The sequence below is a fragment of the Bacillus sp. TH13 genome, assembly GCF_016651175.1.
Lineage (GTDB): Bacteria > Bacillota > Bacilli > Bacillales > Bacillaceae_G > Bacillus_A > Bacillus_A thuringiensis_S.
Window position 1 is genome coordinate 4,256,932 of sequence record NZ_JAEKEJ010000025.1, and the last position, 18,717, is coordinate 4,275,648.

Here is an 18,717-nt window from a genome sequence, read left to right on the forward strand (position 1 = left end):
GAATTACTCCTAGATTCAATTTTTATCCCTCCATTTTGTGGAGAATGATTGCTGAGTGGTAACGGGATAAGGTTGAGCTACTTTATTAGGGGGAGTGGTTCTATGTTTAATAAAAAAATGGTGGCAATGGCAATGACTGTGCCGTTAGTAATGGGGACGATTTCTACGGTTTCGGCATTGGAAAAACAACAGCAAGTAAAGTTAGAAGCTTATTCGCCACAGAAAAAAGCAACTGAATATTTAAAAGAAAATGCTGCGCAGTATGGATTGAAGACAGACCTTTCAGACTTGCAATATATTTCTACAACAGAAACGTCAGTAGCTTCATATGTTAGGTTCCAACAAGTTGTTAACGGTGCGCCTGTATTTTCAAAACAAATTACAGTTACTCTTAACGGAGAAGGAAAGGGAGTACTCGCTGTTTCTGATTATCAGCCTGTTACAGGTGTGAAGGAAGTAACGACAAAAATTAGTGAAAAAGATGCAATACAAAAATCAATGGCGTATGTTGGAGAAGCAAGTGAGCAAAACTTATGGGCTCCTACAGAGAAAGAATTCGGATATATTGTTGAAGAAGGAATGGCTCGTCCAGTATATAAAGTTGTAGTCCATTCTAATAATCCATTTGGTGCATGGGAAACATTTATTGATGCAGAAAATGGAAAGTTAATTAAAAAGGTTGATATAAACCGAAAAGCTGAAGGGTCAGGAAAAGTATTTTTACCTAACCCAGTCGTATCTAGCGGTAGTAAAGTAGGCTTAAAAGATAATAACGATGCAGATTCAACAGCTCTAACGAACCAACTGAAAACTGTTACGTTAAAAGGTTTAGATGGAACAGGATTTTTAATTGGAGAATATGTAACGATTTCTTCAAAAGCGAAAACAAAATCTACGAATTTACAATTTAACTATACACGTGCAAATGATAGCTTTGAAGATGTGATGTCGTATTATCATATCGATACATTACAGCGTTACATTCAAGGGTTAGGTTTTAAAAATATTAATAACCGTTCGATAAAAGTGAATGTTAATGGTACAACTGATGATAATTCATTCTATTCTCCATCAACAAAAGCTTTAACTTTCGGTACTGGCGGTGTTGATGATGCAGAAGATGCTGGTATTATCGCACATGAGTATGGGCATTCGATTCAAGATAACCAAGTTCCTGGCTTTGGTAGTTCAGCAGAAGGCGGAGCGATGGGAGAAGGATTTGGCGACTTCTTAGGTGCTACATATGAAGATGCAGTATCGACTATAGGATACGGAAAAGCATGTGTTGGAGAATGGGATGCGACAGCTTACTCTAGTTCAGATCCAACATGCTTACGCCGATTAGATACGAATAAAATATATCCGAAAGATATAACGAATGAAGTGCATGATGATGGTGAAATTTGGGCCCAAGGTCAATACGAAATGGCACAAGCTTTTGGCCGTGATGTAGCAACAAAAATCATTTTACAATCACACTGGTCATTAACACCAAACTCTAAATTCAGTGATGGAGCAAAAGCGATTAAGCAAGCAGATGCTCTTTTATATGGCGGACAACATGCTGCTGATATCGATCGTATTTGGGCAGCGAGAGGCATTAGTACGAATTAATATAAAAAGTCGTGGCATTATAAGCCACGACTTTTTAATTTGCTTACGAACTGGTACTAGTAAATAAAGCTATATCAATGATAGTGTGAATATATCCGTATCCCATTTACTTTTTAGCTTCTTTAAAAACAAAATACTCTTTAAATTTTCTAGATTCAACTTTTTGACCATTTCGCATCGATCGGAATGGGTGTTCTTGCCATGTAATAATAACATCAACCTCATCCGCTTTTGTAGCAACAGGTAAATTAGCGTGTTCAAATCCAGTTTTTCCACTTGCTAAACGACTTTCCTTTAGGGAAAAGAGTTCATATTTCGTTTTCTTATTTGGTTCGTTGCGGAATACTTCGACGTTTACGTTATATACCTCACTATTCCCGACATTCTTTACTGAAAAATGATATGTTTGAAATTCATCTTTTTTAGCCTGAAGCATATTCTTGTTTGTTTTTTTCGGTTTATCAATATTCACTTGCCATTGATCAGAGTTTTGAGAGATTGGTAAAGATTTTGGTGAATAGGCGTATGTTTCGTTTACTACAATTAGGCAAAACAATAGGAGAAAGAAACTAATTGCTTTTTGCATATACACACCTCGCTTTAAATTTGTTTATTAATCTGCGTGAAAAATACGATTTTTATGTAAAAATTGGAAAAATATTAGATGTGTAATTTCAGATTTGATACATAAGAATATGTATTACAAAATTAACTTTTCACGTTTTAGAAGCAGTTAGGAGTTAGAAAATCAGAATGTTTCAAAAAAGTCTTGCATTTTACAAAGTGAGGAGTTAGAATACTCTGTAAATATAAAAAGTGATGATCAGGAAAAGTACATGGTGCAAAGGTCTACAGAGAGCAGCCGGTTGCTGGGAAGGTTGCGATACCGCATGATGGAAAGACACCTGTGAGTGTTGCTTTGAACGTGATTATTAGTAAAAGCAAACGGTACCTACCGTTATCAGGGCTAAGATGGTCAGTATGACAATTTGGGTGGTACCGCGGAAAAAATCCGTCCCTATTTATAGGGGCGGATTTTTGTATTCTTTGAAAGGGGGTGAGTGACCGTGGATGATGACGATGACAACAATAACGTAAATAAATATAAAATTACTGGAGGGAAAAATAATGAATTCAATAATGAAGCGTTCACTCACAAAAGAATGTACGGAACAAAGTGGAAAGGTTGTATTACTTCAAGGATGGGTAAAAAAAATTCGGCATCTTGGAAATGTTAGTTTTTTATTATTACGGGACAGAACAGGAGTAATTCAATGTGTATTAGAAAATGAATTGGCTGGATATAAAGTTGATGTAGAAAGTGTCGTCCACGTAATTGGTGAAATAGTCGAGACATCGAAAACAGAATTGGGTGTTGAAGTACTTGCTCATGAAGTGAAAGTAATAAACGGTGCAGAGCCACTTCCATTTGAAATAAATAAAAAGAAGTTACAAGTTGGCTTAGATCAACTACTTAATGAGCGGGTAATATCATTAAGGCATGAGCGAACCGCAGCGATTTTTAAAGTGAAATCTACATTCGTTCAGAGCTTTAGTGAATTTCTAATAGAGAACGATTTCACACGTATATTTACTCCAAAAATTGTTTCGCAAGGGGCAGAAGGAGGAGCGAATGTTTTTAAGCTTCCATACTTCCAAAAAGAAGCTTATTTAGCACAATCACCACAGTTCTACAAACAAATGATGGTCGCAGGTGGGTTAGAACGTGTTTTTGAAATTGCACCTGTATATAGAGCGGAACATCACAACTCTTCTCGTCATTTGAATGAATATATATCGTTAGACGTAGAGCTTGGTTTTATTCATGATTTTTATGAAGTGATGCAACTAGAAACGGATGTTTTACAATATATGTTTCAACAAGTAGCAAAAAAATGTGATAAAGAACTACAATTATTACAAATAGAAGTACCTGTTATTACTGAAATTCCTAAAATTCCATTGTTAGAAGCACAAGAAATCTTGAAAAATAAGTATCGTAAAGAATCTCCTGTAGGGGATTTAGATACAGAAGGTGAAAAGTTACTAGGGAAATATGTGAAGGAAATATATAATAGTGAATTTGTTTTCATTACACACTATCCGAAAGAAGCGAGACCGATGTATACGATGCCGAATAAAGAGAATCCATCTATTACCGATTCATTCGACTTATTATATAAGGGGTTAGAAATAACGTCAGGGGCACAGCGAATTCATAATTATGAAATGTTACTCGCTTCGTTTAAAGAAAAAGGATTACATCCAGAGAAATTTCAATCTTATTTAAATACATTTCGATATGGTTGTCCACCACATGGAGGTTTTGGAATTGGGTTAGAAAGGGTTGTATATAAACTTTTAGAATTAACAAATGTACGAGAGGCTAGTGCTTTTCCGAGAGATTGTACTCGTCTTATACCGTAAAAAGAATCTTCGCGATTATCGCGAAGATTCTTTTTTTATAGTTCGTTTGAAAAGGTGAAAATATAGACTCTTTCTTTTGCTAATAAGCCTAGTAAAAGTGAGTTAAAATATGAACCATTTCGAAAAAAAAAAATATCCCCCCTTGACAGTTACAAATATAACCGATATACTTCATATTAATTTCAAAAGAAAATATATTCTAAATATTAAAATGTGTTGAATAGGAGTAGTAAGGTCATGTATTTGTACAGAGAGCTATGGGTTGGTGCGACATAGTCAAATGACATCCTGAACTCGCCTAGGAGCAGTAAGGTGGAACGGAATCACATTCTTAGTAAATCTTAACGGTTAACCTTCGATATTAGGTTTGTAATCAAACGATTACTACTAAGGTGGATTCATAATGGAATCAATAAGGGTGGTACCGCGTTAAGTAAATGGCTTAGCGTCTCTTTATATAGAGATGCTAGGCCATTTTTTTATTATATGGAAGAAGAAATGGGGGTTTATTTGGATAGGGCTATAAAATTTAATTATTTATATAAAAAGATTTAATTAGGAGGAAAATGAGATGAAACAGACGGAGCAATGGACTTCGAAATTAGGTTTTATAATGGCAGCAGCAGGATCAGCAATTGGACTTGGCGCGATATGGAAGTTTCCTTATATTGCTGGGAAGAGCGGGGGAGGAGCGTTCTTTTTAATCTTTATATTATTTACTGTATTAATTGGACTACCGCTACTTATAGCTGAATTTATGATTGGACGCAGTACGCAGAAACAAGCAGTTGGAGCATTTAAAAGCATTGCACCAAATACAGGATGGCACTGGATTGGACGCCTTGGTGTTGGAACGTGTTTTATACTACTTTCGTTTTATAGTGTTGTAGGTGGATGGGTATTAATTTATTTATTCAGAGGAATAACTGGTCAACTTATTACTCCAGGACAAAATTACGGTGCATTATTTACTGAAACAATTGGGAATCCCGCTTGGGCTATTATGGGACATTTTGCTTTTATGTTCATTACGATATGGGTTGTATCAAAAGGTGTACAAAACGGAATTGAAAAAGCAAGTAAATATATGTTGCCAGCATTGTTCGTTTTATTTGTCGCTCTTATCATTCGTTCATTAACACTTGATAACGCAATGAAAGGTGTGAAGTTTTTCTTACAACCAGATTTCTCAAAGATTACTTCGGAAAGTATTTTGTTCGCAATGGGGCAATCATTCTTTGCGATTAGTATTGGGATTTCAATTATGGTTACTTATAGTTCCTATTTAAATAAAAAAGAAAGTTTACCAAAATCAGCAATAACAATTGTTGGATTGAATTTATTTGTTTCATTATTTGCAGGTCTTGCTATTTTTCCGGCGGTATTTTCATTAGGAATGGAGCCGACAGAAGGGCCTGGATTGCTATTTATCGTATTACCATCTGTATTTAGTCAAATTCCATTCGGTGGAATTTTCTTAACAGTATTTCTTGCCCTATTTACATTTGCGACATTAACATCGGCATTTTCTCTATTAGAGACAGTTGTTTCGGCATTAGCAAATGGTGAACAAAAAAGAAGAACGAAATTATCATGGATGATCGGTTTCTGTATTTTCTTAGTAGGTATACCATCTGCGTTATCATTTGGAGTATGGAGTGATATTACGATTTTTGGGAAAAATATTTTTGATGCAGTAGACTTTTTATCTAGTAATATATTAATGCCACTTGGAGCACTATTTATTAGTATTTTCGTTTCATTCAAAATGGAGAAGAAGGTACTAGAAGCAGAGTTTTTTGTAGGTGGAAATTCTGGAAAGAAAGTATTTACTTTTTGGGCATTTTTACTTCGATTTGTAGCACCACTTGCAATAATTATCGTCTTCTTAAATGTAATAGGGATTATTTAATGTTAAATGTTATAATATTTAGTAAAAAAGAAGGTGATGATCATAAAGGCAAATTTGATAGAAGCAGGGAAATACATGAATATTAGAGGGAAAAAGCTATACGTTGAAACGCATGGAAATCCTCAAGATAAACCAGTCTTATATTTGCATGGTGGACCAGGAGAGAGCTGCTATGATTTTTCATTTCATCAAGCGGAAAGATTAAAAAATTTCTTATATGTGATTATGATAGATCAAAGAGGTGTTTGTCGTTCAGAAGAAATTACTGAAGACGAAGCCTTTGGATTAAATGATTTGATTGAAGACTGTGAGGAATTAAAAAAAGTATTGCAAATTGAGAAGTGGTCTATAATTGGACATTCTTTCGGTGGATATGTAGCATTGCTTTATGCTTCGATATATCCAAGTTCAATAGAGAAAATAATATTTGAAGGACCAACTTTTGATTTTGCATTAACAAGTAGAGCTTTGTTGCAAAAGACAGGGCATTTATTAAAAAAGTATGGAAAAGAAGAAGTAGCAGAAGAGTCTCTTGCTTATTCATCTAGCGATGCTAGTCCAGAAGAATTGTTAGAAGCTTATATAAGATTAAGCGCTGAATTAGAAGAAAAAAGAATGGAGATTTACAATAATAAGGAAGATAGGACAGACGAGAGTTTATACAGTGATGAAGAGTGGGAAATATTTTCAAATCGCTCCAAAATGCACTTTGATAGATTAAAATTAGAGGGAGCATGTCATACATCATTATTATCAAAAATAAAAGATGTACAAAATCTAATGTTATTAATAGTAGGAAAACATGATGTAGTAACGTGTGAAGAACAAATTAAAACATTTAATAAAGATGCCCGAAACGGCAAGTATATCGTATTTGAAGAGAGCGGTCATTCACCTCATTATGAGGAAGCAGATAGATTTGCAGAAACAGTCATACGTTTTTTGAAATGAAGAAAAGGGTGCTTCTATAAATGAGAGGCACCCTTTCTAAATTTCTGGATATGTGATTGTGATGTTAGGCCACTTACTTTGCCAATTCTTTTTTATAACTCTATTTTTGTACATATGTATACGTTCTTTTGTTTCAAGAAAATGAGCTGTCGGTTTCACTTGTAGTGAAAGTACATCATTTATTCCGCATGGAGCTGTTAAAATGACCCTATTTTGTTCGTCAAGCGTAACTCCTAAAGCGGTTGCTGTTTCAGGAAATTTAGAAATAGCATCACCAGAAGAAGAATATGGCGGCATGTTATTCATTATATGCATACGAGCTTGATTTTTTACTGACCAAGGGATAGTGGCATCCATATTCATTAATTTCGTTTCTAATGATTTTTCATCTATCTCATCTTTATGTAAACGATCATAATAAATAACATCGACATCGGGCGTAGCTGTTCTGACATTATAGCTATGTAAAGTATCCCAAATTTTAGAACGAACAAATCCGGCACAAATCCACCAATCAGGTAGCTCTAGTGATTTTGCCATTTGTAATACATTCATCATCCAGTCGTCGTTTTCTATTAAGTGAATGACATCTTGCTCTGTTTGTATAGTCATTTGTTATCTCACCTGCTTTTTTTTAGAGAGTGAATTAATTCATAAGTTTTATAATCCATGTGATCCAGTAAGCACCTGGTATAAATAACAGTTGAGCTAGTAATGTACCAAAAAGTCTAGAAATCATTAGCCAAGCATACATTTTACTCATTGCTTCAGCACCTTCTTCTGATTGAAGAGCTCGTTCTGTTAAAAGAGCAATACGTGGATCTAGTAGCACTGTTAATAAAATAGTAGCAAAACCATTAATAAGACCAGAAGCTGTAGTGGCTTTTGTTGCGAAAGCTGGAATTAAAAAAGAAGCATATAGTGCGGAAAGGACCCCCGCTGTATAAATTGCAGTAGCGAACATGTTAATAAGCATTATACGCTTTGGAATACCACCGATACGCAGTCTATGAATCATTTCTAACTTTGGAAAGCGGACATATTTTTTTGTGTACTTTAATTTTTGAATGTTATTCGTTTTCATCATTCGAATGAAAGAACCGTCTGTTTCAAAGTTTTGAATGACATATCCAAATAGTTTTGTCAAAGTTGGATACAGTATAATCGCAAGAAATGTACCGATAGAAGCAGATAATAGTACAAGACGTATAATATACTCTAAATCAATAGAAGCATCTCCTTTTGCTTCGTCGACAATCCCGCCAAGTAAAAAAGCTTGTAGTAAGTTTGAAGTTCTTGCAATGAGTAATACGATTCCTACGACGGATAATGCAACAGCAATTTTCTTTAAACGAACCCCCGCTAATCGAATACTATAAGAGCTTGTTTCAACTGCATGGATCACAATTGTGAAAACCATTATAAAAATTAGAGTAATTGACATTTGTTTCACCAGTTTCTATTAAAATAATTGTAACTTTTTTACTTTATCATATCTATCGTATTTTGTAACTGAAAGTATGTGACATAGGAAAAGTGATTTTTCAGAAAAGTGAATAATGATAGTATAATAGAGAGAGAAGTAGGAAAAAGATGTTATCGGTTACTTATAAAGTAAAATGAGTGGGGAATGAAACATGTATAAAACCTTTCTATTTGATTTAGATGGTACAAGAATAAAAAAAGAAGAGATTATTGTTCATATTTTAGAAACAAATGAACTTAATAAAGAAGGAATTGTTATGATTGGTGATAGAAAGCACGATATAATAGGTGCGAATCAGAATGGAATTGCTTCAATTGGTGTTTTATATGGCTATGGCTGTGAGAAAGAACTGACTGAAGTTAGTGCGACTTACATAGTGAAAGATGTTGAAGAACTGTATCATTTTTGTGTAGAAAAAAGTTTAATAAATTAGTAAATATAGATGCTAGCAATCCCTTTATAACGTATGATGAGGAATTCGTTTCTGTTTAAAGGGATTTTTCATATGTAATCGAATATTTATAATTAGACATTTTTAGCATGAAAAAATTGTATGAATAAGAGGAGGTATGTCAGAATTAAAAGATTAGTAGAAGTTTATCATAAAAATTTAGAATATTCTGTTTAATGGAGGGGTAAAATTGGAGTTAGTTATTATATTATTAGCACTAAGTTTACTTATGTTCGTAGCATACAGAGGCTTTTCTGTTATTTTATTCGCACCGATATTTGCATTATTTGCAGTATTTTTGACAGAACCTAGTTATGTATTACCTTTCTTTTCTAATATCTTTATGGAGAAAATGGTTGGTTTTATAAAGTTATATTTTCCTGTGTTTTTATTAGGAGCAATATTTGGAAAAGTAGTGGAAATGTCAGGAATTGCAGATTCTATCGCAAAAACGATTATTGAGTTAGTTGGTGAAAAACGTACTATATTAGCGATTGTATTAATGGGGGCTATTTTAACGTATAGTGGTGTTAGTGTGTATGTAGTAGTGTTTGCTGTTTATCCGTTCGCAGCTAAGTTGTTTCGACAAGCTAATATTCCAAAACGTTTAATCCCTGGAACGATTGTTCTTGGAGCAGTAACGTTTACAATGGATGCACTACCTGGATCACCACAAATTCAAAATGTAATACCTACAACATTTTTTAAAACGGATATTTATGCTGCACCGATACTTGGGATTGTAGGAGCAATTTTTGTTCTTACATTAGGTTTACTATATTTAGAGAGTAGACGTAAGAAGGCAAAAGCAGCAGGTGAAGGATATTTTGGTTTTAATGATGGAAATACTGAAATGGCAGCATCTTTGCAATTAGAACAAAAAAATATGCCATTAATTAATAACATTGAAATCACAAGAGCACAACAACTTATTGCATTTATACCACTTATTTTAGTAGGTGTAATGAATAAAGTGTTTACTATTATGATCCCGAAGTGGTATCCAAGCGGTTTTGATTTTTCTGCAATTGGTATGAAAGCATTTGGAAAAGTAGAATTAAGTGCAGTAGTAGGAATTTGGTCTGTAGAATTGGCACTTATTATAGGGATCTTAACAACGTTATTATTATATTGGAAGCGAGTAGTAACAGATTTCCAAGCTGGATTGAATACAAGTATTGGTGGAGCGCTACTTGCAACGATGAATACAGGAGCTGAGTTTGGATTCGGTGGTGTCATTGCAGCACTTCCAGGCTTCGCAATTATGAGAGATGGTATCTCTGCTACTTTCACAAATCCGTTAGTGAATGGTGCAGTAACGACGAATATTTTAGCTGGAATTACAGGCTCTGCATCAGGAGGTATGGGAATAGTATTAAGTGCAATGGGAGATAAATTTATTGCAGCGGCCAATCAATTTGATATTCCATTAGAAGTTATGCACCGTATCGTATCAATGGCATCAGGAGGAATGGATACACTACCGCATAACGGGGCTATTATTACTATTCTTACAGTAACAGGATTAACACATAAACAGTCATATAAAGATATATTTGCTATTACTATTTTGAAAACGGTTGCTGTATTTTTAGTTATCGCGTTCTATACTTTAACAGGACTCTATTAAAAATTCGAATCGTAAAGATTCATCAAATCGATAATTTATATCATAAAATATTAATTAGGATAAGAAGGGGTGGAGTACTTGCAAGAAGTTTCTGAGTTTCGTATGCCAAAGTCGGTATTATATGGAAGGAATTCGCTTGAAAAACTGGGGGAACAATCAAAAAAGTTAGGGAAAAGAGCTTTTATAGTTACTGATACAATTATGGAGAAATTAGGATATGTTGAAAAGTGTATACAACAACTAAATAAGAAAGGTATTACTGTTAGTACATATAATAAAGTGGATGCTGAGCCTACAAATGTACACGTGTTAGAAGCGTTATTTCTTTGTAAAGAGGAAAAGTGTGATTTTATTATCGGTATTGGTGGTGGAAGTTGTATTGATGCTGCGAAAGCAGTAGCGGTTTTATATACAAATGGTGGAGAAGTTGAGGATTATGTCCAAAAGGATATTAAAATAGAAAACAATCCACTACCACTTATTGCAATTCCAACAACTTCTGGTACTGGATCGGAAGTTACAAGTGTAGCAGTAATTACGAATAAAAAAACAGATGTAAAAATGATGATGAAGCATCCTAGTTTTATACCGAAAGTAGCAATTATAGATCCAGTTTTGACAAGTTCGTTACCACCACAAATTACGGCAGCAACAGGAATAGATGCGTTATGTCATGCGATTGAAGCTTATATTTCTAAATTTTCACAACCACTTACAGATGTACTTGCTCTTTCAGCTATTGAAAGTATTATGAAATATTTACGTATAGCATATGAAGATGGACGTAATATGGAGGCAAGAGAAGCGATGATGATTGCTTCCTTACAAGCTGGAATTGCATTTTCTAATGCATCAGTTACATTAGTTCATGGAATGTCAAGGCCTGTGGGAGCATTATTTCATGTACCGCATGGAATATCAAATGCTATACTATTACCTACAGTGTTAGAGTTTACAAAAACAAGTGCAGTGAAAAGGTTAGCAAAAATTGGACGTAACTTAAATAAGGATTTGTATTCGAATTCTGATGAGGAAGTAGCAGACTACACGCTTGGGGAAATAAAAAAACTTTGCTTTGATCTTCGTATTCCAAATTTAAAAGAATACGGAATCGATGAAATTGAATTTGAAAATGCTATTTCTAAAATGGCATCAGATGCAATTGAAAGTGGTAGCCCAGCTAATAACCCACGTGTTCCATCATATGATGAAATCAAAGAGCTGTATCGAGAGTGTTTTAATTATAAGTATAAAGAATTTATAAAAACATCAGATTGTTAATTTCAGAATATTCTATAAAAATTTCCTTGGAAATGAAAGTAGAATTATTCTTTATTATTTCCATATTTCCGTTAAAACAAGACTTTATATTCCAAACTTAAAGTCTTGTTTTATTGTATATAATATACATAATAAAACATTGTTATTAGTTTTATAAAAATAGTTTAGGTAGGTGTTTGTATGAAAACAATAGGTCTTATAGGTGGTATGAGTTGGGAATCAACTTCTGAATATTATCGAATTATTAATGAAGAAATAAAAGAGAGATTAGGAGGGCTACATTCAGCAAAATGTTTGATTAATAGTGTGGACTTTGAAGAGATTGAAAGATTCCAGTCTAGAGGAGATTGGAATGGAGCAGGTGAAGTTTTAGCGAATGCGGCGTATTCATTACAGAAGGGAGGAGCAGACTTTATAATCATTTGTACAAATACAATGCATAAGGTAGTTGGAAAAATAAAGGAGAAAATTGATATTCCAGTCTTACATATTGCCGATGCAACTGCAAAAGAAATTAAAAGAAAAGACATTCAAAAGGTTGGTCTGCTTGGAACTAAATATACAATGGAGCAAGATTTCTATAAGTCACGTATTGAAGAGCATGATATAAAAGTAATAGTACCATCAGGAACAAATAGAGAAAAAGTAAACGAAGTAATATATACAGAATTATGTTTAGGAAAAATAGTATCTCAATCTAGAGAATATTATAAAAGAGTCATTGAAGAGTTAGTGCAAAAAGGGGCACAGGGAATCATATTAGGCTGTACAGAAATAGGATTATTAATAAAGCAAGAAAACGTATCTGTCCCGATATTTGATACGACTCATATACATGCAATTGAAGCAGTTAAGGTAGCGTTAGATAAATAGATTATAATTATATTATGTAAACTTAATTCGTATATCTGGAAAACATTCAGAAAATATTTTATAATGTAAGTGGTTACATATAAGGGGGAATGCGTATGTTTTCAGTTCAACCAATCGCATTTGTACATAATGAAAGAAAGGAAATAAAAGATGATGAGTGGGGAGAAGTAAGATCCCGTATAATTTTAACTGAAATGTATGCAGAAGAAAGTATACAAGGTATTGAAGATTTTTCTCATATTGAAGTTGTTTTTTATTTTCATAAGGTAACTGACGAGCAAATTCAGTATTTTGCTAGACATCCTAGAAATAATAGGGATTATCCTGAAGTAGGTATTTTTGCACAGCGCGGGAAAAATCGTCCGAATCGTATAGGTGTAACAATTGTAAAGGTGATCCAAAGAGAAGGTAAATCAATTATTGTTGAGGGGTTAGATGCTATTGATGGCACTCCTATATTGGATATAAAACCAATAATGAAAGAGTTTATGCCGAAAGAAGAAATACACCAGCCTAAATGGGCAACGGATATAATGAGACAGTATTGGAAGGGGAATGGAGTAAAATGAGAATATATGAGGCAACAATTGCAGATTTAGATGGAATAGCATCAGTTTTTAATAACTATCGCATGTTTTATAGGCAGGATTCTGATTTAGAAGGGGCAAAAGTATTTTTACGAAACCGAATTGAGAGAAAAGAGTCCGTTATTTTCGTAGCAGTTGAAGACGGCGAATATATTGGGTTCACACAACTATATCCATCATTTTCTTCCATTTCAATGAAAGAATTATGGATTTTAAATGATTTATTTGTACAAGCGACGAAGCGTGGAGCCGGAACAGGTAAAAAATTATTAGAAGCTGCTAAAGAATACGCATTAGAAAATGGAGCAAAAGGTGTAAAATTACAAACAGAGATTGATAATTTATCAGCACAACGATTATACGCTGAAAATGGTTATTTGAGAGATAATCGTTATTTCCATTACGAATTAACGTTTTAAAAAATTAAGTTGAAAGAGACATTTTCAAGAAAAAGAATTTCTTTGTAATGAGAAATTCTTTTTTATTTTTGCCGAAATTAAAAAGTATGACAATAATGAAAAAACGATATTTATTTATTGTTAAACAATAAATGATGTGGTAAAATTATGTTGTCATTAAATAAGTGAGGTATTATAAATGAATCTTAAACGAAGTTCAACAACGTTCTTAAAAGTAATTATTTTTCTTGCTGGAATTGCAGTGCTTGCCTTATGCATATTTTTAGTGCCGGAAATGGCGAATTTCGCAGCAAATTTGTATCCTAATATTGCCCCGATGAAATATCTTGTTTTCATTGTGATGTATGGAGCAGCTGTGCCTTTTTACGTTGCTCTTTATCAGGCTTTCAATCTTTTACAGTACATTGATGAGAACACAGCGTTCTCGGAATTATCAGTAAAGGCGTTAAAGAATATAAAGCGCTGTGCAATTACAATCAGTGGTTTGTATGTATTAAGTTCGCCACTTTTTCATTTTATAGCGAAGAAAATGGACCCTCCTATTGGATTAGTGGGACTTATTATCATTTTTGCTTCGCTCGTTATCGCCGTTTTTGCTGCTATCCTCCAACGCCTTCTACAAGAGGCAATTAACATAAAATCAGAAAATGATTTGACAGTCTGAGGTGGCAGATATGACAATTATTATTAATATTGACGTCATGTTAGCAAAACGAAAGATGAGTGTAACGGAGCTTTCGGAGAAGGTTGGAATTACGATGGCGAATCTTTCTATTTTGAAAAATGGGAAAGCAAAAGCGGTTCGTTTTTCAACATTAGAAGCGATATGTAAAGCTTTGGAGTGTCAGCCAGGGGATATTCTGGAGTATAAAAACGATGAGAATACTCAATAAAAACAAATAACAAATGTAAATAATAGAAGTCAATAAAGAAGGGATAGCCACTAAGCTATTCCTTCTTTACGTTAATTGCTGTTAGTAATAAAAAATACAATCTGAATTGCAATGTTTGCGTATCAAAAGGTAACTTGCTACCTTTTGAGGTGATCCGTTTTGTGGAAGACAATTATTTTCCAAAAAGGATATTTTAACTATGTTTTAAATTATTTCGAGTGAATCAAAATCTTCATTTGTATTATAGTTGATTTAAAACCCAGTTTGTTGCATCTTCAAAGTTATCTGCAATGTAGTTTGGTTCAATATGTGCCCATTTGTCTCGGTACGTATGCAAAGCATCATACCCAGCGCCTGTTCGGACTAGAATCGTAGTCGCATTTACTTTTGCTCCTGCAACAATATCAGTCCAGCGATCACCAACTACAGCACATTGTGTTAAATCAAGCCTGTGTTTTTTTGCTGCTTTAAGCAGCATGCCTATACTTGGTTTACGGCATTCACAACCATCACCGTGTTTATGAGGACATACATAAATATCATCAAAACCGAAGTCTTCTAATTCTTGTACAAAATCGGCTACAGTTGCTATTCCATCTGCAATCCCAGGTTGATTTGTGAAAGAGAAAATTTTTATATTTTTAGCTTTTAGTTTTTGCAAGGATGTTTTTGTGAATGGAAATAATGTAAAAGATCCTGGATAATGTATTGTAGTGTCACCACCAATTGTACCGTCACGATCAATGAAAATTGCTTTAATGTTTGTCATAGTTATAGTCCCTTCAATTTATAAGTAGTTTAAAAATGTTTTACAAATCGGTAGCCATTTACTTCATATCCTAATTTTTTGTAAAAAGGATGAGCTTCTACTCTTTTTGTTCCACTAACTAGCCATGTGCCAATGCAATTGTGTTTCTTTGCTAATTGTTCTGCATAATCCATCAACACTTGTCCAATGCCTTTACGTCGTATGTTAGAATCAACGCTAATAATTGAAATCTCTCCATAACGTGTTACATCTTCTAAATTTTCACGTATACGAAATCCAAGTAATCCAAATATAGCTTCTTCTTCCTCGTAAACATATAGAAAATCAAACGGACTCATTTGTACGAATTGTAATCGATTGTTCATATCTTCATAGGAAATAGAGGAACCTTTTAATTCTTTCGTTAAAGAACAAAGTGCGTCTATATCATCTATCGTTGCTTCACGAATTTGAAAAGACATATTATCCACTCCAATAAAATGTAATCAAACATTTAGTATTCTGTTAAAAAATGTTTTTTCCTGCTATAAAAATAAATATTTTATAATGATATATAGATAGTTATATGTTATTCTTTTCCTTGATTGTATTGGAAATGGAAAGAGGGGAAATGCATGTTAGAAGTAAATATCCGCTCAGCTGGATATGAAATAGGCGAAAAAACAATTCGTGATATAGCTTTTTCTATCGAAAAAGGTGAACTAGTTGCTCTTATTGGAGCAAATGGTGCTGGGAAGAGTACGACGATAAAAACGATGCTCGGATTACTTGTAAATATGGACGGTGAAATATCATTCGGTGAAAAGAAAAATCCGTATGCATACGTACCAGAACATCCAACATACTATGATTACTTGACGCTCTGGGAACATATTGAATTATTAATGGCAGCTCGTGGAAGTGAAATGGGAAGCTGGGAAGAAAGAGCGGGACAATTATTACATACTTTTCGAATGGATAAGCATAAACATGAATATTTATCAAAGTTTTCAAAAGGTATGAAACAAAAATCGATGCTAATATTGGCGTTTTTAACTGAGCCAGATTTTTATATAATTGACGAACCCTTTATCGGTTTAGATCCAGTAGCTACGAAAGAGTTTTTAAGTTATTTATATAAAGAAAAAGAGCGCGGAGCAGGAATTTTACTTTGTACGCACGTATTGGATACTGCTGAAAAAATTTGTGAAAGATTTTTACTCATTTCACAAGGTACATTAGTCGCAGATGGACATTTAGAATCTATTCAAATGTTAGCGGAAATGCCGGATAGCTCATTACTAGACTGCTTTGATATAATTGTAAGGCGTGAACAACATGATTAAACAACAATTTTATAAAAGATTATGTCATGAGCTCCAGCGGAAGTCTATATGTTCGGTAACAGATTGGACAGTCGCGTTATATATTATTATTCCAACACTTATATTTATGGGAATCTATTATAGGTCACTATGGATAAATGAATTATCAATGGAAGAGACGATTTATTTCGGATTAGGATTACTCGCATTTTATCTAGTAACATATCCGAGAGGAGTTCGTTCATTTTTTGAGCAAGCGGATAGTTTATTTTTAATTTCGTATGCAACACATATGCGAAAATTAGTCCAGTATGGCATGATGTACACATTTGTTCGAATAGCGATAACGAATGTAATAGTAGTCGTTATTATGTTACCAGTGTTGATGAAAAGTATCGGAGTAACAGAGATACAAGTCGTATTATTTTGGGTATTCTTTACTATATTTCGATTTATGTTGTCGTTGTTAACAAGATTTATTCATGTACAGGTGGGGAAACGATGGGTTTTATGGATTGTAAAAAATGTAGTATTTTCTATGAGCTTGTCCTTTTTTGGAATTAGTTTATTTTTTATTTATAAAAATCTATATTATTCAATTCTATTTATCGGTCTAGTAATTTTCTTAAGTAGTGTATTAGTAAAAGAGAAAATGAATTATAAAAAGTTCTTTTTTAAAGAAATCGAGAAAGAAAAAGAGGAAAGCATGCGCTGGACGAGCGGAATTATGCAAGTTGGTGGTCATGCGGCTAAACCGAGTAGCTCGAATAAAAAACCGTGGATGTTTCCGCGTTCTAAAAGACTATTAGGAAAAAAGCAGATTCTCGTATTGTCGAATCTTTTTTGAAAGAATTTTTCCGTACAAGTACTGCACGAATATTTTATATTCAAATTGTATGTATGAGTACTGCAAGTATAATCATGACTCCAAGGTGGATTGCAGCTATTGTTCTTGTATTTGCTGTAGTTGCAATTTCTCGCTATGCGCGTGATTATTGGAATGAATTTACGAAAAAAATGTTTCTTCATTTATATTGTGAAGAAGGAAAATTACTTTTGCTAAGGTGGAAGGCAGATCGTTATTTACTACTACCAGCAATACTCTTGTATGGAATAGTTATACTTGCCCAGTTTTATTTATTGCCAGCTGTGATTGGTGGCTTTGTTTTTATTTTCTTAATTGTATGGATTGTATTTTTACCATTAAAAAAGAGCCATTGACGGCTCTTTTTCTAGTCTGTAACACATTGATAAATAAAATATACTAAAACGAGTATGCTTGCGGCGGAATACATGACATCTAAAGTCATTTAAGTGCCTCCTCAATATTGTGGTATTAATATTGTATGAAATCTTACAATTTCATATTCAAGTGAAAAATATGTGAACGTTAACAAAATTGTAAAGTGCAAAAATTATAATCATTTTGTATAATAGAAGAAACCACCGTTATATAAAAAATAATGAGTGAAAGGGGAGGGAACATAAATGCCAAATTGGTTTAGAAAAACCTTAGTCGCATTAATTACCGTATTTACATTTGGTTTAGTGACGCCTCCTTCCATATTGCTTGATAATGCCAAAGCTGCGGACAAGCCTACGAGCACAGCTGGGCAACAAAGTTTGGAGAGCACGTCCTATACATATGAAGAAACGAATGACAGGTTAACCACCGATACTTTTATTACTTATGCAATGCAAGAAGCAGAGAAGCAGTCGATGCAAAAGTTTGGTACTAAAATTGGTCCAGTAATTGAAGATGAATTTAAAGATGTAATATTACCGAAAATTGAAGAGGCAATTGCTGAGCTTGCTAGTGATGTACCAGAAGACTCACTACAATCATTAGCGATTTCTCAAAAACCAGCTGGTGGAAATAATGAAAAGATTTTTCACGTCTATGATACGAAATCAGGAAATGATTTATTGCGTTTCCATGTAAGAAGAGATCATCCGCCGCAAGATGGTTATTATTTTAATTTCCATTATCACCGTTTTGATGATGGATACTCTGGACATCATGAGTTAGGAAATATTTATTGGAATACGAATGTACCGCCGAAATGGTTGTCTTAAAAAGAACAAGAGAAAATCTTGTTCTTTTTTATGTTTATAGAAGG

The 18,717-nt window shown here is 33.7% G+C and carries 18 protein-coding genes, 2 pseudogenes and 2 other annotated features; of the genes and pseudogenes, 15 read left to right on the top strand and 5 right to left on the bottom strand.

The features are described from left to right. Positions 1 to 102: 102 nt before the first annotated feature. The gene (locus JFU02_RS30350) at positions 103 to 1,614 is read left to right on the top strand and encodes a M36 family metallopeptidase (protein ID WP_201072070.1); all 1,512 of its coding nucleotides are present in this window, start codon (positions 103 to 105) and stop codon (positions 1,612 to 1,614) included. A gap of 106 nt (positions 1,615 to 1,720) precedes the next feature. On the opposite strand, the gene JFU02_RS30355 is transcribed toward JFU02_RS30350, so the two are convergent. Further along, positions 1,721 to 2,200, bottom strand: coding sequence for a hypothetical protein (locus tag JFU02_RS30355; RefSeq protein WP_086406086.1), 480 nt, complete (start codon positions 2,198 to 2,200; stop codon positions 1,721 to 1,723). Between the two features lie 224 nt (positions 2,201 to 2,424). Then, positions 2,425 to 2,637, top strand: a binding site (T-box leader). A 105-nt stretch (positions 2,638 to 2,742) separates the two neighbouring features. On the opposite strand from JFU02_RS30355, the gene aspS reads away from it, so the two are divergent. The 3 genes from aspS (at position 2,743) to JFU02_RS30370 (ending at position 6,904) form a co-directional block, all read left to right on the top strand. Continuing rightward, complete coding sequence (aspS, locus tag JFU02_RS30360) at positions 2,743 to 4,041, top strand: aspartate--tRNA(Asn) ligase (RefSeq protein WP_001084711.1); 1,299 nt, start codon at positions 2,743 to 2,745, stop codon at positions 4,039 to 4,041. Between the two features lie 207 nt (positions 4,042 to 4,248). Then, positions 4,249 to 4,497, top strand: a binding site (T-box leader). Between the two features lie 115 nt (positions 4,498 to 4,612). Next, on the top strand, positions 4,613 to 5,953 hold the full coding sequence (locus JFU02_RS30365) for a sodium-dependent transporter (RefSeq protein WP_097888582.1): 1,341 nt from the start codon (positions 4,613 to 4,615) through the stop codon (positions 5,951 to 5,953). A 75-nt stretch (positions 5,954 to 6,028) separates the two neighbouring features. Beyond that, complete coding sequence (locus tag JFU02_RS30370; RefSeq protein ID WP_001026105.1) at positions 6,029 to 6,904, top strand: alpha/beta fold hydrolase; 876 nt, start codon at positions 6,029 to 6,031, stop codon at positions 6,902 to 6,904. Between the two features lie 36 nt (positions 6,905 to 6,940). Here the strand turns inward: JFU02_RS30370 and JFU02_RS30375 are convergent, their stop codons facing one another. After that, positions 6,941 to 7,516 (bottom strand): nucleotidyltransferase family protein, encoded by a 576-nt coding sequence (locus JFU02_RS30375; RefSeq protein WP_000155292.1) that lies wholly within the window; start codon positions 7,514 to 7,516, stop codon positions 6,941 to 6,943. Positions 7,517 to 7,550: 34 nt separating this feature from the next. Continuing rightward, the gene (locus tag JFU02_RS30380) at positions 7,551 to 8,348 is read right to left on the bottom strand and encodes a lipid II flippase Amj family protein (protein WP_000028919.1); all 798 of its coding nucleotides are present in this window, start codon (positions 8,346 to 8,348) and stop codon (positions 7,551 to 7,553) included. A gap of 214 nt (positions 8,349 to 8,562) precedes the next feature. Here JFU02_RS30380 and JFU02_RS30385 point away from each other — a divergent pair. The 8 genes and pseudogenes from JFU02_RS30385 to JFU02_RS30420 form a co-directional block, all read left to right on the top strand. Further along, positions 8,563 to 8,823 (top strand): annotated as a pseudogene (locus JFU02_RS30385) (HAD hydrolase-like protein); the annotation flags it as partial. A gap of 208 nt (positions 8,824 to 9,031) precedes the next feature. Beyond that, positions 9,032 to 10,471, top strand: coding sequence for a GntP family permease (locus tag JFU02_RS30390; protein ID WP_000424325.1), 1,440 nt, complete (start codon positions 9,032 to 9,034; stop codon positions 10,469 to 10,471). A gap of 78 nt (positions 10,472 to 10,549) precedes the next feature. After that, positions 10,550 to 11,752 (top strand): iron-containing alcohol dehydrogenase, encoded by a 1,203-nt coding sequence (locus JFU02_RS30395; RefSeq protein ID WP_001158666.1) that lies wholly within the window; start codon positions 10,550 to 10,552, stop codon positions 11,750 to 11,752. Between the two features lie 180 nt (positions 11,753 to 11,932). After that, positions 11,933 to 12,625, top strand: a complete 693-nt coding sequence (locus tag JFU02_RS30400) for an aspartate/glutamate racemase family protein (RefSeq protein WP_000848577.1) — start codon at positions 11,933 to 11,935, stop codon at positions 12,623 to 12,625. A 95-nt stretch (positions 12,626 to 12,720) separates the two neighbouring features. Continuing rightward, a complete protein-coding gene (locus tag JFU02_RS30405) occupies positions 12,721 to 13,194 on the top strand; it encodes an SAM-dependent methyltransferase (protein WP_000493249.1) in 474 nt (157 codons plus the stop codon). Further along, positions 13,191 to 13,631 carry a GNAT family N-acetyltransferase gene (locus tag JFU02_RS30410; protein WP_001223851.1) on the top strand — a complete coding sequence of 147 codons (441 nt, stop codon included), beginning with the start codon at positions 13,191 to 13,193 and terminating at the stop codon, positions 13,629 to 13,631. The genes JFU02_RS30405 and JFU02_RS30410 overlap by 4 nt, the downstream gene beginning before the upstream one ends. 178 nt (positions 13,632 to 13,809) lie before the next feature. Next, entirely contained in the window at positions 13,810 to 14,295 is a 486-nt protein-coding gene (locus tag JFU02_RS30415; protein ID WP_001050147.1) for a DUF2975 domain-containing protein, read from the top strand. A gap of 10 nt (positions 14,296 to 14,305) precedes the next feature. Further along, positions 14,306 to 14,524, top strand: coding sequence for a helix-turn-helix domain-containing protein (locus JFU02_RS30420; RefSeq protein WP_000152534.1), 219 nt, complete (start codon positions 14,306 to 14,308; stop codon positions 14,522 to 14,524). Positions 14,525 to 14,765: 241 nt separating this feature from the next. On the opposite strand, the gene JFU02_RS30425 is transcribed toward JFU02_RS30420, so the two are convergent. After that, entirely contained in the window at positions 14,766 to 15,293 is a 528-nt protein-coding gene (locus tag JFU02_RS30425; protein ID WP_000181779.1) for an HAD-IIIA family hydrolase, read from the bottom strand. Between the two features lie 29 nt (positions 15,294 to 15,322). Further along, positions 15,323 to 15,754 carry a GNAT family N-acetyltransferase gene (locus JFU02_RS30430; protein WP_000009776.1) on the bottom strand — a complete coding sequence of 144 codons (432 nt, stop codon included), beginning with the start codon at positions 15,752 to 15,754 and terminating at the stop codon, positions 15,323 to 15,325. A gap of 153 nt (positions 15,755 to 15,907) precedes the next feature. On the opposite strand from JFU02_RS30430, the gene JFU02_RS30435 reads away from it, so the two are divergent. The 3 genes and pseudogenes from JFU02_RS30435 to JFU02_RS30445 all read left to right on the top strand — a co-directional run bounded on the left by JFU02_RS30435 (position 15,908) and on the right by JFU02_RS30445 (position 18,673). After that, entirely contained in the window at positions 15,908 to 16,618 is a 711-nt protein-coding gene (locus JFU02_RS30435) for an ABC transporter ATP-binding protein (protein ID WP_000895248.1), read from the top strand. Next, positions 16,611 to 17,818 (top strand): annotated as a pseudogene (locus tag JFU02_RS30440) (ABC transporter permease). The gene JFU02_RS30435 and the pseudogene JFU02_RS30440 overlap by 8 nt, the downstream one beginning before the upstream one ends. 267 nt (positions 17,819 to 18,085) lie before the next feature. Continuing rightward, complete coding sequence (locus JFU02_RS30445; protein WP_001134421.1) at positions 18,086 to 18,673, top strand: YpjP family protein; 588 nt, start codon at positions 18,086 to 18,088, stop codon at positions 18,671 to 18,673. Positions 18,674 to 18,717: the final 44 nt, after the last annotated feature.